The organism is Acidobacteriota bacterium (assembly GCA_012729555.1).
Taxonomy (GTDB): Bacteria; Acidobacteriota; UBA6911; order UBA6911; family UBA6911; genus UBA6911.
This window is the reverse complement of sequence record JAAYCX010000090.1, coordinates 147,190-168,605: the sequence shown is the minus strand read 5'-3', so window position 1 is coordinate 168,605 and position 21,416 is coordinate 147,190. Positions and strand designations below refer to the sequence as shown.

The following is a 21,416-nucleotide window of genomic DNA, read 5'->3' as shown; positions in this document are numbered from 1 at the left end:
TCGCGGCCCGGGAGGCGGGCTGCAGGGAGGTGCTCCTCATCGAGCGCGACCGGATCCTGGGGGGAATCCTGAACCAGTGCATCCACGACGGCTTCGGGCTGCACGCGTTCAAGGAGGCGCTCTCCGGCCCCGAGTACGCCGACCGATACATCCGCAGGCTGCCGGGCGCGGGGGTCGAGGTGATGGACAACACCATCGTCCTCTCCCTGTCGGCGGAGAGGGTCCTGGAGGTGAGCGCCCGCGGCGCACTCCGGCACATCGAGGCGGGCGCGGTGATCCTGGCCATGGGCTGCCGGGAGAGGACCCGGGGGGCGATCTCCATCCCGGGGCACCGCCCCGCGGGGGTCTACACCGCCGGCTCGGCCCAGAACTTCATCAACCTCGAAAACATCATGGTGGGCCGGAAGGTGTGCATCCTCGGCTCGGGCGACATCGGCCTGATCATGGCGCGGCGCATGACGCTCGAGGGGGCCCGCGTGGAGGCGGTGTTCGAGATCCTCCCCTATTCCAGCGGCCTGCCGCGCAACATCCAGCAGTGCCTCAACGACTACGACATCCCCCTCTTCCTCAACACCACCGTAACCGAGATCATCGGCAAGGGGCGGCTGGAGGCGATCCGGGTGGCGCAGGTGGACGGGGACCGGGTCCCGATCCCGGAGACCGAACGCACGGTCCCCTGCGACACGCTGCTCCTGTCGGTGGGGCTGATCCCGGAAAACGAGCTGACGGTCCAGGCCGGGGTGGCGATCGACCCGGTCACGGGGGGGGCGCTGGTGGACGACACGTTCATGACCGGAGTCCCGGGCATTTTCGCCTGCGGCAACGTGCTGCACGTGCACGACCTGGCCGACTGGGTGTCGGTGGAGGCGGAGGAGGCGGGGCGGTTCGCGGCCGCCTACGTGCAGGACCGGCGCGAGGAGCCCCGGCGGCGGACCCCGGTCCGCGCGGGGGAGGGGGTGCGCTACGTCCTCCCCCAGACCGTTTCGGGCGAGCGGGACTTCATCCTCTCCCTGCGCGTGACCGCCCCGTGGCGCGACAGGACGGTCGTGATCCGGGACGGGGGAGGGAGGACGATCCGGAAGAAGAAGATGATGCGGCTGCACCCCGCGGAGATGATCCGGATCCCGGTCAAGAAGGGGGCCGGCGCGGACGGTTCCCCCCTGGAGGTGTCGGTAGAATGATCAAGAAAGAGTATACGTGCGTGCTCTGTCCCAACGGCTGCCCCCTGGTGGCCTACGTGGACGACGACGAAACCCCCGTGATCGCCAAGGTCGAGGGGAGCGTGTGCCCGAAGGGGGAGGATTGGGTGCGGCAGGAGATCCTGAACCCCATGCGCACGATCAGTTCGAGCGTGCGGGTGCGGGGGGGGGATGCCCCCCTGGCGAGCGTCCGGACCGACCGCCCCATCCCGCTTGCCCGGATCATGGACGTCATGGAGGAGATCCGGAAGGTCACGGTCGACGCCCCCGTGGAGATCGGGGCTGTGGTCCTCAGCCGGCCGGCCGGCTGCGACACCGACATCATCGTCACCCGGAGCGTCCGCAGACCTTCGTAGGGGCCGGGAGGGGCTTGATTGGCGCCGTGGTATACGCCAGACTTGCAGGTTGAGGATCCGGAATGGACATCATCAGGGAGAAGTACCTGGGGATCGAGGGGGTCCGGACCGTCGCCGTCATGGCCGACCCGGCGTGCCGCCCGGAATGGAGGGGGAATTTCCCCCCGCTCCTCGAGCATGTATGGCGCCTCCACCGGCCGGACCTGTTCCTGGTTGCGGGGGACCTGGCGGTCCACGCCACGCGCCGGGAATACCGGGCCATCCTCCGCGCCCTCGATCCGTACCCGGCGATGCTGGCCGCGGTCCCGGGGGACCACGACCGGCCGCTCGCGGAGTTCGTGCGCCATTTCGGCCCGACGCGCAAGGTCGTGGACGTGGGCCGTTGGCGCTTTGTCGGGCTCAACACCTCCGACCGGACCTTCCGCCGGAGCGAGGCGGCGTTTCTCGAGCAGCACCTCCGGCCCGGCACCCTGATCTTTTCCCACGTCCCCCCGCGGGTGGAGGGGTGGGGGTTTCACAGCCTCCCGCCGGTCTATTCCGACCGTTTCCTGGCCCTGCTCCGGCGCCACCGGAGGAGGATCCGGGCCGCCTTCTTCGGGCACATCCACGGCTATTCCCGGCGCGAAAGCTCCGGCGTCCCCCTCTTCGCCACCGGCGGCGCGGCGGAGTCGTACGCGGTCAGGGGCAACCGCTACGACGGCCCCGGGATCTTCCAGATGATGATCTTCAAGCCCGCGACCGGCAGGATCTCCCTTTGTAAACTCCCCCGCTAGGGTTTCGGGTACCTGGCCGTCCGGCCGTCCCGGATGACGCCGTGCCAGGAGAGGCCGAAGCCGAAGTCGTAGGCGTTCCCCTCCGTATCCACGTGGCACTTCATGTCGAAGGGGACGTCCTCGTCCTGCCGCTCCACCTCCGCCATGTCCGCCGGCATCCCGATTGGGAGGAGGCCCGACGGCTCGGCCGCGCCCGAAACGATCTCCATCAGCGCCTGGTCCTGGATGCCCAGACAGAGCAGGATCGCGTCCGCCTCCCGTTCGAATTCGGCGAACACCATCGGGTTGGACACCCGCACGGCGACCACGACCGGCTTCGGTCCCATCGCCCGCCGCGCGGCCAGGATCGTCTCCAGGTCGCGCTCGTTGGCCGCCCGGGCGGTCCTGCCCCGGTAGGAGCGGTCGGTGGAGGTTTCCAGCGGGTCTCCCCCTGCCAGGCTGCGGGCGCGCGCGGCCGTCGCCCGGTAGGGGCGGTACTGCAGCGTGATGGGGCGATAACCGTTTCTTCCCCGCCGGGCGTCTTCGGCCGAGTAGCCGGACCCCCCCTCGGGGCTGTCGACGACGACGAGGGCGAAATCGGCCGCGGTGGGGTCGTCCGTCACCCGGAAATACTTCTCCGCGATCGCCCGGCTGACGGGGTAGTCGAGCTTGGCGGGCTCCTCCCGGCCGAGGAAGCCCCGGCGCGCGGGGGTGAATTTCATGGGGAGGTAGACGGTCTTCCCCCGGGCGGCCGGGAGCGCCGCGGCGCGGTTTTTCACCATCACGACGGAGCGGAGCTGCGCGGCATACCCCGCTCGCACGAAATCGGGGCTGCCGACGGTGCGGGCGGTTGCGCCGGGGTCGAGGTAGGGGTTTTCGAACAGCCCCACGCGGAAGATGTTGGTGAGGAGGCGCACGGCCGATTGTTCCATCCTGGCCCGCATCCACTCCTCGCCGTGTTCGGCGACCCCCATCCGCCAGGCTTCGAGCACGGGCCCGGCCTCGTTGTTCCCCCCGAACTGGTCCACCCCCGCCATCAGGATCTTATAATGCCTCTGGGCGACGGTGAGGGCTTCCGCTCCCCAGGGGGTCGTGCCGAAGCCGTCGACGGCGCGGGCGTCGCGGGTGACGCCCCAGTCGGTGCAGACCACCCCGTCGTAGCCCGCTTCCGTGCGCAGCAGGCGGTCGATGATGTAGCGGCTGTAGCTGTTCCCCACGTTTTCCCCGCCGGGGTCGATCCCGTGGGAGATGGTGTAGTAGGGCATCACGGCGGAAGCCCGGCGGGTCGGCCCCTCGAGCCGGAAGGCCCCCTCGAGGAAGGGGACGAGGTGCCGGGCGAAGTTGCCGCCGGGGTAGACGGCGTATTTGCCGAAGGCGTAGTGGGCGTCGCGCCCCCCCTCCCCGGTCCCCCCGCCCGGCCAGTGCTTGACCATGGTGTTGACGCTCGTGTAGCCCCACCCCTCCTCGATCTCCTCCGCGCCGGTGGAAGTCTGGAAACCGTCCACGTAGGCGCGCGCCAGGTCGGCGGCGAGCCGGGGGTGCTCGCCGAAGGTGCCGCTCACCCGGCTCCAGCGCGGGTCGGTCGCCAGGTCGACCTGGGGCGAGAGGGCGGTGGCGATCCCCAGGGCGCGGTACTCCCGCGCGGCGATGCTGCCGAATTCCCGGACCAGGCCGGGGTCGAAGGCGGCGGCCATTCCCAGCGAGGAGGGCCACATGGAGATCCGGCCCCCCGCCCCGGCGTTGTATTCGGCGTCGGCGACCGGGAGGTGGCGCGGATCGGAGCTGACGTTGGCCGGGATGCCGGGGGGGACGCTCTCGCACAGTGCCTGGAGGTTGTTGTTCCACCCCGCCGCGGTCTCGGGGTCGGCGATCGAGGTGACCAGGACGTGGCGCACGTTGTCCTCGCGGAGGAACCGGACCTGGTCTTCGGTGAGATCGGGGGCCGGTACCGCCTGGTGGCTGCTGTAGAGCATCAGGCCGGCGATCTGCTCGATCGTCATCCGCGCCGCGAGGTCGCGCGCCCGCTCCCGGGCGGGGAGGCGCCAGTCCTCGTACGGGTCGAGTGCGCCGCTTTGGTTGAGGTCCTTGAAGGCGAAGCGGTTTTCGGTTACCAGCTTCACCCCCGAGGCCGGGGCGTAGGCCAGGGTGCGTCCCCCGTTGTTATGGACGACGCGGAAGGAGCCGGTGTCGGTCTCGCTCCAGCGGGAGCAGCCGGCGGCGGCCAGGCAGGCCGCCAGGAGGAATGCGGCCAGGGGGACAGAGGTTCTATTCATGGTTCGCTCCCGCCTTACAGCTTCTTTACGTACTGCTGGTGGTTGGCCGCCTCGAACATGAAGATCGGGGTGTCGATCCTCTTGAAGACCACGGGGCAGTGTTCCACCCCCCTGGGGACGAAGAGGAGGCAGGTTTTGGTGAGGGTGTGCGTCTCCCCCCCGATGTGGAACTCGATCTCGCCGCAGAGGTCGCGCGGGTAGTTCCGGTTGGTCCCCGCGAAGCCGATGACCTCGTCGAAATCGTGGCTGTGGGGGATCTCGATCGCCACCGGCTTTCCGCCCGGAAGGCCCCAGAGGATCTCGCACCCGGCGAAGAGGGAACAGCCGGGCACGATCGAATCCATGATGCCCAGCAGCATGGTGCGGTCGAGCGTCTTCCCCTCCCTGGCCTGGTCCTCCATCGACCTCACCCAGGCCTCCGGCTCCGGGGGCATCAGGTCTTCGGTGACGATGTATTTGCCGTACTTGGATTCGGTCATGGGTGACTCCTCCCGGTGGTGCGGCCCGCGGGCCGGTTACAGTCTGCCCCCTGCTTCGAGGTCGGCGACCAGGTCCCGGACCGACTGGGCCGGGTCGGACTGGGGGGGGTAGACCCGGTCGAACCCGAGCCGTCTGAAGGCGGCCTCGTCGTCCCGGAAGTTGCGGGCGCCGATCCCGAGAATGCCGCCGATGTAGAGCAGGATGCCGCCGATGCCCGCCTCGGTGCACTTCTCCCGGAAACCCTCCAGGTCCATCCGCGCCATCCCGTACAGCGAGGTGATCATGATGGCGTCGGCGCCGTTCTTCGCCGCCGCCTGGATGAACTCCTCGGGCGGGGTCTGGGCCCCCAGGGCGATCACCCGGACGCCGCGCTCGCGCAGGACGCAGGAGAGAAACTTGGTGCCGATGACGTGCGAATCGACGCCGACGGTCCCCGTCACCACCACCGGGCGGCGCGACAGGGCGAGAGTCCGGGGCTCCGCCTCCGCCCGGTCCACGGTGCCGTGGACGGCGCCCTCGGCCAGGGCCCAGAAATCGGCTACCGAGGTCTTCATGTCGAGCCTCGACCCTTCCGCCAGTTCCCGCTCCCGCATCTTCTCGTCGTTGTACTCCCGGACCTCCGGCGGAATCGGGAGGTTCCCGTACTTGATGTAGCGGCACGCACCCAGGAGGTCGCGGGCCCCCAGGACCTGGTCCTTGGGGTAGATGTTGATGGAGAAGGGGGAGTCGAGCACCCCCTCGTCGATGGCGCGGACCGTGCCGACGGCGACGTCGCCCTCCCCCATCTCGATCACGCGGTCGAGGATGGCCGTCACCGCCAGCTCCGCCATCCGCTCCTCCTGCCGGATCGAGTCCGAATCGGGCTCGAACCGCTGCTGCCGCATCATGTTGAAGATCCAGTGGGCCGAGCGGTAGGTCTGGACGTGGCTTTCGATGCTCGGGACCCCCAGCGCCTCGTCGACCGTCTTGACCGAGCAGGCGGCCAGGGGCGTCATGGCGGCGACCATGGCGGTGTAGTTGATGTAGGCGAACGCCCTGCCGATGTCCTGGGGGAAGGGGAAGAGGGAGGACTGGTTCCCGATCACGCCGGGGATGACGGTGTCGTGGTAGCCGAACCGGTCCAGGTATTTCCGGAACAGCCGCTCCGAGACCCGGATGTCGGCGATGTCCTGGGCGATGTTCCCCTGGAAGTTGGTCAGGGGGACGACGCTTTGGACCCCCTGGCAGGCGCTCACGAGCGCCTCGATGATCTGGGTCGCCATGTTGACGTACATCGGGACGACGCCGTTCGGGAGCCAGCCGTGCGTGTCGGTGCCGATGACGACGCCGCGGTCGGCGTAGCAGCCGATCAGCCGGCCGAGGTACTGGGCGGTCTCGATGCACTCCTCCGGGGTCGCCGTCTTGTCGTACCCGCCGATCCACCCGAAGAAGCTGTTGGGCATCGCCGTCATGCCGGAGGCGAAGGCGATTTCGCCGACGAAGCTGTTGGCGACGCGCGAACTGCGGGGGTCGAAGGCGCCGTCGCACGATTCCACCACCCGCCGGGTGACGGCGACGCCGTGGTTGATGATGGGGTAGCCGTTCAGCTTGGCCTTCCCGGTCCGGATGCTCTCCTCGAGCCCCTTCTGCGCCTTCTCGAGCTGCAGGTTGCGGGTGTAGGAATCGGTGGTGAAGGGGAAGAGCCGGACACCGGCGCCGTTCATCGCCCGGAGGAGCCGGATCTCCTCCTCGACGACGGGGACCCCGGAGCGGGGGAAGAGGCCGATCGTGCCCGAGGCCCGGTAGCCGGCCAGGACCTTCGTGAAATTCTTCCCCTCCGGCATTTTCCGCTGATATTCGGCCGCCTCGTCGAGGTCGACCTCCCGCCCCGTCGGCCAGGCCGACAGGACCTCCCGGCGCCTGCGGGCGAAAGCCGCGTCGTCGATCCGCTCCTGCCTGACTCTGATCATGGCCTTTCTCCGTTCTACTTTTTAATGTCGCATTTCAGCCCGTACGATTCGATGATGGTTTTCGCCCGCTCCAGCGCTTCGGGTGCGGGGCTCTCCACCTCCGGGAGCGGGTACTCCTTCCCCAGCATCCGGTATTTGCTCTCCCCGTAATGGTGGTAGGGGAGGAGGTGGACCTCGGCGCCGGCGGCCAGGCGCGCGACGAGGGCGCCCGTGGCCGCGAGGTTTTCATCGGTGTCGTTGCAGCCGGGGACCAGCGGCAGGCGCACCACCAGCGGGACCCCGCGCGCGACCGTCAGCTCGAGGTTCCGGAGGATGGGCCCGTTCGACCGCCCGCACAGCTTCCGGTGCTCCGCCGGGTCCAGGTGCTTCAGGTCGAAGTAGACCAGGTCGCTTTCCCGGAGCACCGTTTCCATCGCTTCGGGGCTCCCCCAGCCGGAGGTGTCGGCGCAGGTGTGGATCCCCTCCGCCCGGCAGCGCCGGAAGAGGGCGGCGACGAATTCGGGCTGGCCGAGGACCTCCCCGCCGGAGCAGGTGACGCCGCCCCCCGAGACTTCGTAGTAGTCCCGGTCCCTTTTGACGACGCTCCAGACCTCCTCGACCGTCATTTTCCTGCCCGACAGCGCGAGCGCCCCCGGCAGGCACGCCGCGACGCAGCTGCCGCAGCGGCTGCACCCGTTCCGGTCGATGAGGATGCCGTCGTCGGTGAGGGTGATGGCCCCCTCGGGGCAGGCGGCGACGCAGGTCCCGCAGCGGCGGCAGGAGGTGTAGCGCCAGGTCACCTCGGGGAGCGGGTCGAGCGACTCGGGGTTGCTGCACCAGATGCAGGAGAGGGGGCACCCCTTGAGGAAGACGGTGGTGCGCACCCCGGGCCCGTCGTCGATGCTGTATCGCTGGATATTGAAAACCATGCCTTCGACCGCACTCATCGGACGGGCCTTTCGCGCTATCGGCCGGGAGCGCCGCGGCGCCCCCGGCCCGGATCGATCAGAGGCGGTCGTGCATGGAGCGCTCGACGATCTCGTTCTGCAGCTCGGGCGGCAGGTCGATGAAATAGGCGCTGTAGCCGCCGACCCGGACCAGGAGGTTCTTGTGCTCGGCCGGGTTCTTCCGGGCGTCGAGGAGCTCCTCGCGGCTGTGGATGTTGAACTGGATGTGCCACCCCCCCCGCTTCATGAAGGCCTTGACCAGCCAGGAGAGCTTTTCGAGCTTTTCCTCCGTGTTGAGGACCGATTTGGAGAACTTCATGTTCATGGCGTAACCGCAGAATTCCCGCGCGTAGGGCCCGTTGGTCGCCGAGTTGATGGCCGCGGTCGGGCCGTTGACGTCCATGCCGGGCATGACGGAGCAGGCGGCGTCGTTGACGGGGGTCCCCGCGCGCCGGCCGTTGGGGAGGGCGCCGACGGCCTTGCCGATCGCCACGTGCCCGGCCGCCGCCCCGATGAAGAGGATCGGCTTTTTGCCCGTGATCGGGTCGATCCACCGCTGCATGATCTCCGGGACCTCCGTGGAGAGCCGGTCGTAGATGGCGTCGACGTACTCGTCGTCGTTGCCGTACTTGGGCGCGTTGAGACACATCTGGTGAAGCGCGTCGTGCCCTTCCCAGTTCCGCGCGCAGGCCTCGAGCAACCGCTCCATCGTGACCTTTTTCTCGTCGAAGACCAGTTTTTTGATCGCCGCGAGGCTGTCGGCGATGTCGACCATCCCGCGGCTGCCGAGCCAGGAGGTCCTCCCCTCGGGGTAGCGCGCCCCCCCCTCCTTCGGGGTGAGCCCTTCGCGGATCGAGTCCTCGAACTGCATGGCGCAGCGCAGCCCGCTCATCGGGCCGTCGGCGACCTCGGTGCAGAGGGTGAGGACCTTGATCCGGTGCAGCACCGGGACGAAATACTCCAGCTGCCGCAGGTAGGCGCCGAGGACGTCGTCGAAGCTGGTGAAGGTCTTCGGGTCCCCCGTTTTCGGGCCGAGCTGCTTTTGCGTCCGGGGGTCGAAGCCGTCGTTGAGGGCGAGTTCGAGCAGCTTGATCTGGTTGATGTTGTGCCCCCCGCCGAGGTGTTCCATGCAGTCGAGGTGGTAGCCGAGGCAGCCGCTGGCGTTCCAGTCGCAGGCGTCCTCGAGCGGGACCCCCCGGTCGAGATAGCGCCGCGTCCCCAGCGCGTCGTTCAGGAACGCGGGGTTGCCCCCGCCGAACTCGACGTTGCATCTCAGGGCGTGCAGGAGGAAGCGCGGGTCCATGCCGGGGTTGTAGCGGATGTAGATGGCGGGCTCGGAGAGCTTGACCTGCGCCATCGCTTCCAGCACCAGCCAGGAGACCTCGTTGGTGAGGTCTCGCCCCTCCGCGTCCACCCCGCACAGGGTGATGTTGGGAAGGAGCGAGCCGGGGGCCGCGCGCTGGGAGCGGGGGATGGTCACCAGGTTCTCGCACTCGCGGATCTTCAGCCAGAGGGCGCCGAGGAGTTCGGCCGCCCCCTGGGGCGTGATCTTCCCCTCGGCCTTGTCCTTCTCGTAGTAGGGGTTGAGGATCTGGTCGAGCCGCCCGATCGGGACCTCGGGCCGGTCGGAGCTTTCCTTCCAGCAGACGAGGTGGTAGAGGCGCACGCACTGGACCGCCTCGAAGAAGTCGCGCGGCGGTTCGGCCGGGCAGCGTTCGCACGCCTCGGCGATGCGCAGCAGTTCCGCCTTGCGCCAGCCCCGCGTTTCCTTCGCCGCCTGCGAGCGCGCGAGCGACGCGTGCCGCTCGGCGTACCGGATGAAGGCGCGGCAGGAAATGATGCAGGCCTCGAGCAGCCAGTATTTGCGCAAAAACTGGGCCGAGCCGTGGGAGCGCTCGTCCCCCTCGAGCATCATCCGCTCCCGCTCCTTTTGGCACAGCCCGATGACGTGGTTGAGCCCGACCCCGATGCACCGGGCGCTGACCTGGGCCACCCCCCCGCCGTAGGCGCTGTAATTCTGGAACAGGCCGCGGTCCATCTTGTAGCGGACCCCGCGCCCCTCGAACACGCACCCGGTGTCGAAGAGGAGGTCGAACACCTCGGGTCCCATGTCGTACTCGAGGGCGGCGTTGACGGTGCTGACCCCGGGGATATGCCCGATCCAATACTCGGCGTCCGCCCGGAGCGCCTCGAGGTCCCCGGGCGTGATCTTCGTCGATTCGGTGTCGCTCGTCTTGCGGGCGAATTTCCCCTTCTCGCACATCTCGAGGATTTCGCGCGGCTTCATGGCGCAGAGGGTGCCGTTCCCCCGGATGAACTTGGTCAGCGACCCGACCACGATTTCCCCGTCCCGGATGACGACGGGGCATTCCAGCAGCCGTTTCTCGAGCGCCTTGGCCCAGCGGATGTCCAGCGGGAGCCCCTCGGTCTCCCGCCACGACTCGGTGAACAGGAGGGTGTCGTCCACGTAGACCTGCGGTTCGGCCTCCTCCCACTCCCGCTTCAGTTTCTGGAGCCTGGGGGTGAGGACCTGGACCTTGCGGATTTCACCGGGGTCGACCCCGGTTTCGTTGGTGGACATATCCAATCCCGCCTTTTCTGCCATTTTTCCCCTCTTCAGTTTTCGTCGTAGGCCCGGGAGACGATGTCCGTCACCCGCTCCCGCGTGGCCGGCACCGGCGAAGTCCCCCGCCCGAAAAGCCGGGTGAGCCCCTGCTGCATCATCTCGACCCCTTCCGGCACCACGGCCAGGATCTCCGCCTTGTCGAGGCCGAAGGACTTGAGGTTTGGAAGCCCGATCTTCTTCATGAGGGCCTGAACCGTCGTGCGCGCCGCCGCCCCGATCTCCGCGGGGGAGGCGCCGGCCGGGATTTCGGCCCCGAGGCACTCGGCGACGTAGCGGACCTTTTCGGGCACCGCCTCGGCGACCGCCTCCAGCACCTGCGGCAGGCAGGAGGCGCAGCCGTTGCCGTGCGGCACGTGAAATTTCGCTCCCAGGGTTTTTCCGATGTCGTGGGCCAGGTGGCACAGGGGGCCGGACATCGACATCCCCCCCAGCGTGGACGCCAGCATCATCCCCTCGCGCGCCTCCATGTCGGACCCGTTCTCGTAGGCCCGGACCAGGTATTTGCCGATCAGGCGGAGCGCCTCCCGGCCGGTGATCTCCGCGAAGCTGTTCGACAGCGCCGAGGTGTACGACTCGGCCGCGTGGCAGAGGGCGTCCATCCCGGTCGCCGCGGTGACGGCCGGGGGGAGGCCGACCGTCAGTTCGGGGTCCACGATGCCGAGGTCGATTCGGCACCCCACCCCCGCGATGTTGGTCTTGATCCCCTTTTTCGTGTCGGTGATTACCCCGCCCGGAGTCGTCTCGCTCCCCGTCCCCGCGGTGGTGGGGATGACGACCAGCGGCTTGCTCGGCCGGGTGACGACCCCTTCGCGCCCGAAGTACTGGCTGATGGGCGGCGGGTTGGTCAAGAGGAGCTTCGCCCCCTTCGCGGTGTCGAGCGAACTCCCCCCCCCGAGGCCGACGACCCCGTCGACCCCCTCCCGCACGCCGAGGGCCCCGGCCTCCTCCACCATCCAGTCCGGGGGGTCGGCTTCGACGCGGTCGAAGCGGACCACCTCGATCCCCGCGGCCTCGATGACCCCGACGATTTTGTCGGCGATGCCGGCATCCCGGATCCCCGGATCGTAGACCACCAGGACCCTGGTGCAGCCGAGGCCCTTGAGTTTTTCCCCTGTCAGCCCGGCCGACCCGGGGCCGAAAAGAATCGGGTTGGGACTGGAAAATACGCTCTGCATGCGATCGTCTCCTTCAAGTGATGGTAGCGCGCGGGGCTTCCCCGCGCAATGCGCCGGGTGTCAGTCCAGGGCTATCTGTTCTTTCCAGAAGGTGTTGGGCGTTTCCGAAAGGTGGATCCACACGTGCTTCTGGTAGGTGTATTCGTCCAGAACCAGGATGGAGTTCTCCTTGGTCCAGCCCGATTCCTTCTGCCCCCCCCAGGGGGTTTCGCTGACGATGGCCAGGTGCTGGTTGATCCAGGCCGTCCCCACCTTCAACCGGTCGACGAGCAGCATCCCCTTGCGGTAGTCGCCGGTCCAGACCGAGGCGCAGAGGCCGTAGCGGCTGTCGTTGGCGCGCTCGACCGCCTCTTCGGCGCTCCCTACCTTCATGACGCCGACCACGGGGGCGAAGATCTCCTCCTGCATCAGTTCGATCGAGTTGTCGTGGACCTCGAAGATGGTGGGCATGACGAAGGCGCCGTCCTTCGTCCGGGGGGTGTTCGGGCGCTCCCCCCCGAGGAGGAGTCTGGCTCCCTGCTCCTTCGCCCGCGCGATATGCCTTTCGGCGTTATCGCGGCAGGCGTTGTAGGCGAGCGGGCCCATCATGGTGTCCGGGTCCATCGGGTCGCCGACGGTGATCCGTCCGGCGGCCGCCACGAATTTTTCGACGAACCGGTCGTAGATCCCCGCCTCGACGTAGAACCTGCTCGGGGAGCCGCAGTTCTGCCCGGAGTTGAAGAAGGCGGCGTAGGCGGCGCCTTCGACCGCCCCGTCCAGGTTGGCGTCGTCGAGCACGATCATCGGGTTCTTCCCCCCGAGTTCGGCCCCGACCGGCATGACCTTCCGGCTGGCCAGTTCGAGGATGCGCTTGCCGACGAAGGAGTCCCCGGTGAAGTTGATCTTGTCGACGCCGGGGTGGCGCACGATTGCCTCCCCCACGGTGGAACCGGGCCCGGACAGAATGTTGATGACGCCGGGGGGGAAGCCCGCCTCGACGGCGTATTCGCCCAGCTTCAGGACCGTCAGCGGGGCGCAGGAGGGGGGCTTCAGGAGCACCGTGTTGCCGCAGATCAGGGCGGGCGCCAGCTTGGAGACGGCGGTGACCAGGGGGAAGTTCCAGGGGGTGATCAGCCCCACCACCCCGATCGGCTCGCGCACCGTCATGACCCGGGCGTCCGGGTCGGCGCTGATGGTGTGTCCCGTCATGCTCCGGCCCAGTCCCGCCATGTACTCCAGCTCCGCCGGGGCGAAGGGGATGTCGAAGCGGCTGGTCTTGCTGATCGGGCCCCCGTACTGCATCGTCTCGAGCGGCACCAGTTCGTCCTGGTGCTCGCGCAGGATGGCCGCGAGCCGGATCAGGAGTTCGCTCCGGGCCCCGATATAGGTGCCCTTCCACCCCGGCAGCGCCCTCCGGGCGGCCGCGACCGCCAGCTCGACGTCCTCCTCGCCGCATTTGGGGACGACGGCGACTACGGTGTTGTCGGCCGGGTTGATGACCTCCATGGTCCCGCCCCGGACCGGCTGGACCAGTTTCCCGTCGATCAGAATCGTGTAAGTGTGTGCCATAGGCCCTCCTGTCGTGCCGTTTCCGTTCTAGACGTCGTAGTTGACGCAGACCAGCTTGAGGTCGGTGAACTCGGCCATGCCGTGCAGGCTCCCCTCCTTGCCGATCCCGCTTTCCTTGACACTGGTCCCCCACGGCATTTCGTTGGTCAGCATCTGGCAGTTGATGAAGACCGACCCGACGCGCAGGTCGTTGACCAGCTTCATCCCCCGGGCGATGTCGCCCGTCCAGACGTGGGCGCACAGGCCGAAGGGGGAGTCGTTGGCCAGCGCCACGATGTCGTCCCGGTCCGTGTATTTAAGGATGACGGCCACGGGGCCGAAGATCTCCTCCCGGGCGACGGTCATGTCGTGGGTGCAGTCGGCCAGGATCGCAGGCATCACGAAGAACCCTCCGGCGAGCGCCTCCGGCTTGTCCCCCCCGGAGACGAGGCGCGCCCCCTCCTCCACCCCCTTGCGGATGTAGCCTTCCACCCTGGCCTGGTGCTCCCGGCTGACGACGGGGCCCATGGTGACGCTCCGGTCGGCGGGGTTGCCGACCACGACGGTTTTGGCGTAGGCGACATATTTTTCGATGAAGGCGTCATACACCTTCTCGTGGACGTAATACCGGCCCGGCCCCGAGCAGTGCTGCCCGCTGTTGTTGAACTGCCTCCAGCCGAGGACCTTGAGCGCGGCGTCGAGGTCGGCGTCCTCCATGACGATGACGGGGTTGTTGCCGCCGAGCTCCATCACGCACTTCTTGCAGGTCCCGGCGGCGTCGGCCAGGATCCGCTTGCCCGATTCGCTGCTGCCGGTGAACCCGATCATGTCCACCCCGGGGTGGGTGACCAGGGCCGTGCCGACGCTCCCGCCCGGGCCGGTGATGATGTTGACGGCTCCCGGGGGCAGGTCGGACCGGGCGAAGATCTCGGCGAACTTCAGCCCGATCATCGAGTTGATGCTGGGGGGCTTGAGCACGCAGGTGTTGCCGACGGCCAGGGCGGGCGCGAGCTTGACCGCCGTCATGATGGTCGGGAGGTTCCAGGGGATGATGAAGCCCACCACCCCCGCCGGCTCCCTCTGCAGGTAGGACAGCGTCCCGTCCTTGACCGGGACGTGCTGCCCCATCAGGGTCGGCGCCGTCCCGGCGCAGTACTCGAACTTGTCCGCGGCCCCCATCGCCACCCCGAACGCGTCCCGGTAGGGGGTCCCGTGCTCCATCCCCTCCATGAGCGCCAGCTCCTCGGCGTGCTCCCGGACGAGGGCGGCGACCCGGACCAGGATCTTCGAGCGCTCCGCCTGGCTCTTTTTGGACCAGGCCGGGAAGGCGGCCCGGGCGGCTTGGACCGCCCTGTCCACGTCCGCCGCGTCCGCGAGCGGGACCCGGCCGATCTCCTCCCCCGTGGAGGGGTTCAGGGTGGCGAAGGTCCTGCCCGAAAGGGCGTCGACCCACTCCCCTCCGATGAACATCTTATGGCTCTGCATGGGATTTCCTCCTTAAAGGGCGAGCGCCCGGGGCGGCTTCTGTTGTATGTTATAAGAGCTTCTGCAACCGGCACTTTGAGCGGGAACTACCTTATCACAGGTGCCAAAATGATGTCTTCACCTAAGTGATCCGGGGCGCGGAGTCCGCCGCGGCCCGGCTTGCGCTGAATCGGGGAGGGTACAGATGCTTCTGGAGAACAGGGTGGCCCTGGTCACGGGGAGCGCCAACGGCATGGGCAGGGGAATCGCGCACCGGTTCGCCGACGAGGGGTGCGACCTCGTCATCAACGATCTCGACCAGGCCGCGTGCGAACGGGTGGCGGGCGAAATCCGGGCGAAGGGGCGCCGGGCGCTCGCAGCGAAGGCCGACATCACCCGCGGCGACGAGATCGAGGCGATGACGGCGGCGGCCATAGGGGAATTCGGGAAGATCGACATCCTGGTCAACAACGCCGGCGGCGTCCCGGGGACGGCGGGGCGCGGCAACTCCGACAACATCACCGAGGCGGAGTGGGACCGGGTGGTGGACCTGAACCTGAAGGGCCCCTTCCTGGTCACGATGTCGGTGCTCCCCCACATGAAGAAATCCGGGTACGGGAAGATCCTCTTCGTCTCCTCCATGGGGGCGGTGAGCCCCTGCGTTTCGGTCCTGCACTATCACACGGCCAAAGCGGGGGTGCTGGGGCTGGCGACCAACCTGGCCTTCGAGCTGGCCCCGCAGCGCATCTTCGTGAACGCCATCGTCCCCGGCCCGGTGGATACCACCTTCTGGGACGCGCTGGTGCCGGCCGGGCCGGAGCGCGAGGCGCTCTTCGACGCCATCGCGAAGAAGGAGGTCCCCCTGGAGCGGGTGGGGCGCCCCGACGACATCGCCGGCCCCGCCCTCTTCCTGGCTTCCGGGCTGAGCGACTACGTCACCGGCCAGGTGGTCTACGCCGCCGGCGGGCAGCCGCTCCTGGCCCACGGCGCCACCTTCAATATCGAAGCTTTTCTCATGAACCGGATGAAGAAGTAGCCGCCGGCGCGCCGGGGGGACCCATGAGACCGATCAGCCGCATCTTCCTCCCGCTTTTCGCGCTGGTCCCGGCCATGTTTGCCGCCGGGGCTGCCGGAGGCGCGGAACTCACCGAGGAGGAGATGCGCGATTTCCTCCTGACGGCGGAGGTGGTGCGCGCGATTCAGACCGGGAAGGGGACCACAAGCCCCTACCGGTTCACCCTCCGCAAGGGGGAGCGGGAGCACGACGCCTCCTTCCAGCCGGTCGACGAGCGGACGCCGCTCAAGCGCTTCGACGACGGAAAGACGGAGATCAATTTCCGCGATTCCTGGAAATACAACATCGCCGCCTATGAACTGGCGCGGCTGCTCGGACTGGGGGACATGATGCCGGTGACGGTGGAGCGCCGGTGGAAGCGGAAAACGGGGTCGTTGAGCTGGTGGCTGCCCGTGGTCATGGACGAGGAAAAGAGGCGGCGGGACCGCATCCCCCCCCCGGACCCGGCGGACTGGAACCGGCGGATGTTCAAGATGGCCGTGTTCTCCGAATGGGTCTATGACACCGACCGGAACCTCGGGAACATCCTCTACTCGAAGGACTGGCACGTCTGGATGATCGATTTCAGCCGGGCCTTCCGGCTCTACACCACCCTGCGCACCCCGGCAAACCTCGTCCGCTGCGAACGGCGGCTCCTGGAGAGGCTGCGGGAGCTCCGGCGCGCCGACGTCGAGGCCCGGGCCGGGCGGTGGCTCACCCGCCTGGAGATCGACGGGCTCATGGCGCGCCGGGACAGGATAGTGGAGCACTTCGACCGGCTGGTCCTCGAGAAGGGGGAGCGGGCGGTGCTCTACACCCATCCCTGAAGACCCCTCACTCCCGCGGCCGTTTTTTCTCCCGGGCATCCCCGCCAACCAGGTTGGGGGGCCTTTCCCCCCGGAGGCCGGCGAGGAGATTTTCGGCCGCCATCTCCGCCATGCGCGCGCGGGCGGAGACGGTCGCGCTCCCGATATGGGGGGTGAGGACGACGTCGTCCCGGGCGAGAAGGCCCGGGTGCACCTCCGGCTCCCTTTCGAAGACGTCGAGCGCCGCCCCGGCCGGCCGTCCCGCCGCGAGCGCCTCGACGAGCGCCGCTTCGTCCACGAGCGGCCCGCGGCCGGTGTTGATGAGACAGGCCGTCGGCTTCATCAGGGCGAGGGCGCGGGCGTCGATGAGGTGCCGGGTTTCCGGCGTCAGCGGGAGGTGGAGCGAGACGAAATCGGCCTCTGCCAGCAGCTCTTCGAGCGGGACCTTGCGCGCGCCCAGTTCGCTTTCGAGCCCGGGCCGCGGGGAGCGGTTGCAGTAGAGCACCTTCATGTCGAAGCCGCGCGCGCGGCGGGCCACGGCGCTCCCGATCCGGCCGGCGCCGACCACGCCCAGGGTGCGGCCGGCGACGTCCGCGCCGAGGAAGAGGAGGGGGCCCCAGTACCGGAAGCGCCCGGCGCGCAGGAACCGCTCCGCTTCCGGGATGCGGCGCGCCGCCGCGAAAAGGAGGGCCCAGGCCAGGTCGGCCGTGGCGTCGGTCAGGACCCCGGGGGTGTTGGTGACCATCACGCCGCGCGCGGAGGCCGCCCGGAGGTCGATGTTGTCAAAGCCCACGGCCATGTTGGCCACGATCCGGAGCTGCGGCCCCGCCGCGTCGAGCACTTCGGCGTCGATCCGGTCGGTCAGGAGGGCGAGGATCCCCGCCGCCCCCCGGACCCCCTCGAGCAGCTGCGCGCGCCCGAGGACGCGCTCCTCGGGGTTGATGCGGAAGTGCGGATGCGCCCCCGCGAGCAGGTCCAGGCCCGGTTGCGGGATCGGTTGGGTGACGAAAACATCCAGTTCCATGGCGACTCCTTCCTCCGCCCGGCCGGCGGGAGGGCATGCGATCACCCCGCCCGGCGCGGGGATCACTCGTATCGCAGCGCGTCCACGGGGTCGAGGCGCGCGGCCTTCACCGCCGGCCACAGGCCGAAGAGGATGCCGACGGCGGTGGAGACCCCCAGGCCCGACCCGACGGCCCAGGCGGGGGGGACGGCCGGCAGGTTGGGGACGAACCAGGACAGGACGAGGCCGAGGAGGCCGGCGATGAGGACCCCCAGCAGCCCCCCGATGGTGGTGAGCAGCGCCGCCTCGAGCAGAAACTGCCAGACGATGTCGCGGCGGCGTGCCCCCACCGCCTTGCGCACGCCGATCTCGCGCGTCCGCTGGGTGACCGACATCAGCATGATGTTCATGACCCCGACCCCCCCGACCAAAAGCCCAAGCCCGGAGATCGCCAGCGTGCCGGTCTGCACCAGCAGCGTGATCCGGTCGATCTGCCCGATGATCGAATCGGCGGTGCTGAGGGTGAAGTCCGATTCCTCGTCGGCGCCCAGTCCGCGCAGCCGGCGCAGTTCGCCCTCCACCTCGTCGAAGGCGGCGGCGCGCGCCCCGGGCCGGGCCTGGCAGTAGAGGACCACGGTTTCTAGGTCGGGGTAGCGCATCTCCACGATTTTGAGCGGGACCATGACCACGTTGTCCTGGCGGTTCTCCCCCAGAAACCCCCCCTTGCGCTTCTGGAACACGCCGGTCACGGTATAAAGGACTCCGTCGACCCGGATGCTTTTCCCCAGAGCGTCGCCGCCGGGGAAGAGGGAGACGGCGACGTTGGCCCCCAGGAGGCATACCTTCGCGCGCCGCCTCTCCTCCTCCCGGGTGTAGGCGCGGCCCGACTCCAGCTCGGCGTTGGTGACCCGGGCGAAGTTCCAGGTGGCCCCCTGCAGCTGCATATTGGTGTTTTCGATTCCGCGGTACCGCGCCGTGACGGCCCGGCCGCCGACCAGGTTCGGCACCAGGACCTGGGCCGCGGCGTCCTCGAGCGAGGGGCACGCCTCCGGGAGCAGGCGCGCAAACTCCGTCCGGAGCGGTTTGCGCGTCAGCTCCTCCGGCTTGATGGTGGGATTGCCGGGGTCCCCGTTGAGGTGGTAGGCGAAGATGTTGTCCGGGCCGAATTCCTGGAACAGCAACGCGATGTTGCGCCGCACCCCCACCAGGACCGACGCGACCAGGACCACGGTGACGATCCCGACGATGATGCCGAGGATGGTCAGCAGGGAGCGGAATCTGAACGCCAGGATGTTCGCGAGCGCGAAGTCGAGGTTTTCGCGGTTGAACCGGGCGGGGCGCGGGTCAGTTTTCATGGCGCAGCGCCTCCACCGGCGTCATCCGGGACGCGATCCAGGCGGGGAAGAAGCCGGCGCCGCACCCGATCAGGACGGAGATCCCGATCGCCAGCGCGGCGTAGACGCCGGAGACGGGTACGCTCTCCCCGAATGCCCTCCCCAGCCCGAGCGCCCCGACGAGGGAGAGGGCGAGCCCCGCGGCGCCGCCGAGGGCGGTGAGGATGGCCGATTCGAACAGGATTTCGGCGAAGATGTCACGGTTGCGCGCCCCCAGGGATTTGCGCACCCCGATCTCGCGCGTCCGCTCGGTCACGCTCACCAGCATCATGTTCATGACCACGATGCCGGCCACCAGCAGGGCCAGCGAACTGATGGGGATGACGGCGACCCCGACGATGCCGATGATGCGGAGGAGGAAGTCGCGGTCGGCCTCGGGGACCAGGATGTCGAAATCGTCGGGCTGCGCCGGCCGCAGGCGCCGCATGAGGCGCAGGGCCACGCGCGACCGCTCGAGCGACTCCTCGAGGGCGGCCGGGTTGCGGGGCTGCAGGTAGACGGTGACCGAGCGGCGGCTCCCCCACATCTTCTCGAAGGTCCCGATCGGCATGTAGGCGACCCGGTCGAGGGAGGAGCCGAAACTGGCCCCCTGCTTTTTCTGGACCCCGATGACCTCGAGAGCGCGCCCCCGGATCCGGAGGCTCCGTCCGATCGGGTCGCGGGCGGGGAAGAGTTCGTCGACCAGGTCCTGCCCGATGACGATGACGGGGGCCGAGCGCCGGCTTTCCGCCTCGGTGAAGAACCGTCCCGAGCCGAGTTCGATGTTGCGGATCGACTGGATTTCGGGGGTGGACCCGTTGATGGAGGCCGAGAGGAAGGTCCGGTTGCCCGCCCTGACGTCGGCGACGGCCGCCAGTCCCGGGGCCGCGCGGGCGTCTTCCCTCGTCCGCCGCACCAGGGCTTCGGCCTCCCGCCGGTAGAGCTCCGGGTTCCGCCGCAGCCTGTCGGCCAGCTCCTTGCGGCTCAGTCGGCCGGAGGCGGCGACGCGGGAAATGGTGTAGGCGTCCGCGCCGATGGTCTGGGCGGTGCTCCTGGCGGCGATCTCGCGGATGACCGCGAGGGTCGCGCCGATCAGGACGACGGCGGCGATCCCGATGACGATGCCGAAGATCGTGAGCGCCGAGCGGAGCTTGTGCGCCCAGAGGGTGCGGGCGGCGATCCGGAAGGAATTGCCGAGGGGGACGGCCCACCGCCGGATCTTCATTTTCCCCGCTTTTTCCGACATCGGTTCCCTTTCGGGCACGGGTGCGCCCCGGAGTCCGTCACACGTGGTTGCGCAGCCGCAGCTCGGCCGGGTGCGGGTTCAGGTACACCTGGTCCCGGAGATAGGCCTCGTCGTATTTGCGCACGTAGTGCCGGATCAGGGTGATCGGGACGACGAGGGGGAGCTGTTCCGTGCGGTAGAGATCGAGGATCTCCCCGAGTTCGGCCTTTTCACCGGGCGTCAGCCGCTTCTTGAAATACCCGGCCATGTGCATCAGCACGTTGGTGTTCTTTTTCGGGGTGGCCCGCAGTCTGAGCGCCTCCATCAGCAGCCGCTGGTAGTCGGCCAGGAGTCCGGGGAAGGGGACCCCCTTCGCCCCCGCGACCAGGCGCCCCATCTCCTGGTAGTGGCGGGTGCTGTGGGCCAGGATCAGCAGCTTGTGCCGCGCGTGAAACTCCACCAGCCCGCCGCGATCGGGCCCGCTCCCGGCGAAATCGCGCCAGCGGGCCACGGCGAAGAGGCGTTCGACGAAATTCTCGCGCAGCCCCGGGTCGTGCAGCCGCCCCTCCTCCTCGACCGGCAGGAGGGGGAAGCGCTCCATGAAGCGGCGGGCGAAGAGCCCGACCCCCTTGCGCACCGACATCCCCTTTTCGTCATAGACCTTGACCCGCTCCATCCCGCTGCTGGGGGAGTCGCTCTTGAAGATGAAGCCCATCAGCTCCTCCTTCTCGAGCTCCGCCACCCGCCGGTCGGCCCAGGCCAGCATCTGCCCGGTCTTGTCTTCCCGGGTGCGGTGGGTGACGAGGCGCGGAGCCTCGATCTCCCCCTCGAGCCGCATCGACTCCCGCGGCACGGGCATGCCGCACTCGACCTCGGGGCAGACGGGGACATAGTCGAGGTATCGGCCCAGCGTCCCGGTGAGGAAGCGGTCCAGCTTGTGCCCCCCGTCGTAGCGGACCTGGTTGCCCAGCAGGCAGGAACTGATCCCGATCTTGATTTTCATGCCCCTATTGTAAATCCGAGAAGGCGCCGCCGCAATCGGTCGATGAGTCAGGGTGGGCCCGGGCCGGCCCGCTTCCCGCGGCCGGGGGAGGCGGTCCGGGCGCAGGAATCCATTGCCAAGGGCGACAAAACGGGATTACAATGCAGCCAAATTGGGTTTTTGGGGGTTGCTCGTCCCGCCCGGACCCAGGGTCCGGCCGGCACGGAGGGATGAACTGCGAGGAGG

General features: G+C 68.7%; 17 protein-coding genes. 5 read left to right on the top strand and 12 right to left on the bottom strand.

The annotated features are described in order from the left end of the window. The 3 genes from GXY47_15905 to GXY47_15895 all read left to right on the top strand — a co-directional run. On the top strand, positions 1 to 1,181 hold a 1,181-nt coding region (locus GXY47_15905), incomplete at its 5' end, for an FAD-dependent oxidoreductase (protein ID NLV32627.1). Then, the gene (locus tag GXY47_15900; protein NLV32626.1) at positions 1,181 to 1,555 is read left to right on the top strand and encodes a DUF1667 domain-containing protein; all 375 of its coding nucleotides are present in this window, start codon (positions 1,181 to 1,183) and stop codon (positions 1,553 to 1,555) included. The genes GXY47_15905 and GXY47_15900, both read left to right, overlap by 1 nt. Positions 1,556 to 1,617: 62 nt before the next feature. Further along, positions 1,618 to 2,328, top strand: a complete 711-nt coding sequence (locus GXY47_15895; GenBank protein NLV32625.1) for a hypothetical protein — start codon at positions 1,618 to 1,620, stop codon at positions 2,326 to 2,328. On the opposite strand, the gene GXY47_15890 is transcribed toward GXY47_15895, so the two are convergent. The 8 genes from GXY47_15890 to GXY47_15855 all read right to left on the bottom strand — a co-directional run bounded on the left by GXY47_15890 (position 2,325) and on the right by GXY47_15855 (position 14,748). Then, the gene (locus GXY47_15890) at positions 2,325 to 4,580 is read right to left on the bottom strand and encodes a glycoside hydrolase family 3 protein (protein NLV32624.1); all 2,256 of its coding nucleotides are present in this window, start codon (positions 4,578 to 4,580) and stop codon (positions 2,325 to 2,327) included. The two genes, GXY47_15895 and GXY47_15890, sit on opposite strands and share 4 nt — an antisense overlap. 14 nt (positions 4,581 to 4,594) lie before the next feature. Beyond that, complete coding sequence (locus GXY47_15885) at positions 4,595 to 5,059, bottom strand: cupin domain-containing protein (protein NLV32623.1); 465 nt, start codon at positions 5,057 to 5,059, stop codon at positions 4,595 to 4,597. 36 nt (positions 5,060 to 5,095) lie between these two features. Beyond that, entirely contained in the window at positions 5,096 to 5,614 is a 519-nt protein-coding gene (locus GXY47_15880; GenBank protein ID NLV32622.1) for a methylaspartate mutase subunit S, read from the bottom strand. A gap of 1,409 nt (positions 5,615 to 7,023) precedes the next feature. Further along, on the bottom strand, positions 7,024 to 7,935 hold the full coding sequence (locus GXY47_15875) for a glycyl-radical enzyme activating protein (protein NLV32621.1): 912 nt from the start codon (positions 7,933 to 7,935) through the stop codon (positions 7,024 to 7,026). Between the two features lie 58 nt (positions 7,936 to 7,993). Continuing rightward, the gene (locus GXY47_15870) at positions 7,994 to 10,516 is read right to left on the bottom strand and encodes a hypothetical protein (protein ID NLV32620.1); all 2,523 of its coding nucleotides are present in this window, start codon (positions 10,514 to 10,516) and stop codon (positions 7,994 to 7,996) included. 35 nt (positions 10,517 to 10,551) lie between these two features. Continuing rightward, the gene (locus GXY47_15865; GenBank protein ID NLV32619.1) at positions 10,552 to 11,736 is read right to left on the bottom strand and encodes an iron-containing alcohol dehydrogenase; all 1,185 of its coding nucleotides are present in this window, start codon (positions 11,734 to 11,736) and stop codon (positions 10,552 to 10,554) included. A 60-nt stretch (positions 11,737 to 11,796) separates the two neighbouring features. Beyond that, positions 11,797 to 13,284 (bottom strand): aldehyde dehydrogenase, encoded by a 1,488-nt coding sequence (locus GXY47_15860; GenBank protein NLV32618.1) that lies wholly within the window; start codon positions 13,282 to 13,284, stop codon positions 11,797 to 11,799. A gap of 27 nt (positions 13,285 to 13,311) precedes the next feature. Continuing rightward, positions 13,312 to 14,748 carry an aldehyde dehydrogenase gene (locus tag GXY47_15855; protein ID NLV32617.1) on the bottom strand — a complete coding sequence of 479 codons (1,437 nt, stop codon included), beginning with the start codon at positions 14,746 to 14,748 and terminating at the stop codon, positions 13,312 to 13,314. A gap of 184 nt (positions 14,749 to 14,932) precedes the next feature. On the opposite strand from GXY47_15855, the gene GXY47_15850 reads away from it, so the two are divergent. Together GXY47_15850 and GXY47_15845 are read left to right on the top strand one after the other, a co-directional pair. Beyond that, positions 14,933 to 15,763 (top strand): SDR family oxidoreductase, encoded by an 831-nt coding sequence (locus tag GXY47_15850; GenBank protein ID NLV32616.1) that lies wholly within the window; start codon positions 14,933 to 14,935, stop codon positions 15,761 to 15,763. Positions 15,764 to 15,786: 23 nt separating this feature from the next. After that, positions 15,787 to 16,608, top strand: a complete 822-nt coding sequence (locus GXY47_15845) for a hypothetical protein (protein NLV32615.1) — start codon at positions 15,787 to 15,789, stop codon at positions 16,606 to 16,608. 7 nt (positions 16,609 to 16,615) lie between these two features. Here GXY47_15845 and GXY47_15840 read toward each other — a convergent pair whose 3' ends face one another. The 4 genes from GXY47_15840 to GXY47_15825 form a co-directional block, all read right to left on the bottom strand. After that, positions 16,616 to 17,611 carry a D-glycerate dehydrogenase gene (locus GXY47_15840; GenBank protein NLV32614.1) on the bottom strand — a complete coding sequence of 332 codons (996 nt, stop codon included), beginning with the start codon at positions 17,609 to 17,611 and terminating at the stop codon, positions 16,616 to 16,618. A 62-nt stretch (positions 17,612 to 17,673) separates the two neighbouring features. Beyond that, entirely contained in the window at positions 17,674 to 18,945 is a 1,272-nt protein-coding gene (locus GXY47_15835) for an FtsX-like permease family protein (GenBank protein NLV32613.1), read from the bottom strand. Next, positions 18,935 to 20,209, bottom strand: coding sequence for an ABC transporter permease (locus GXY47_15830; protein ID NLV32612.1), 1,275 nt, complete (start codon positions 20,207 to 20,209; stop codon positions 18,935 to 18,937). The genes GXY47_15835 and GXY47_15830 overlap by 11 nt, the downstream gene beginning before the upstream one ends. 37 nt (positions 20,210 to 20,246) lie before the next feature. Continuing rightward, entirely contained in the window at positions 20,247 to 21,191 is a 945-nt protein-coding gene (locus GXY47_15825; protein ID NLV32611.1) for a DUF523 and DUF1722 domain-containing protein, read from the bottom strand. Positions 21,192 to 21,416 lie beyond the last annotated feature (225 nt).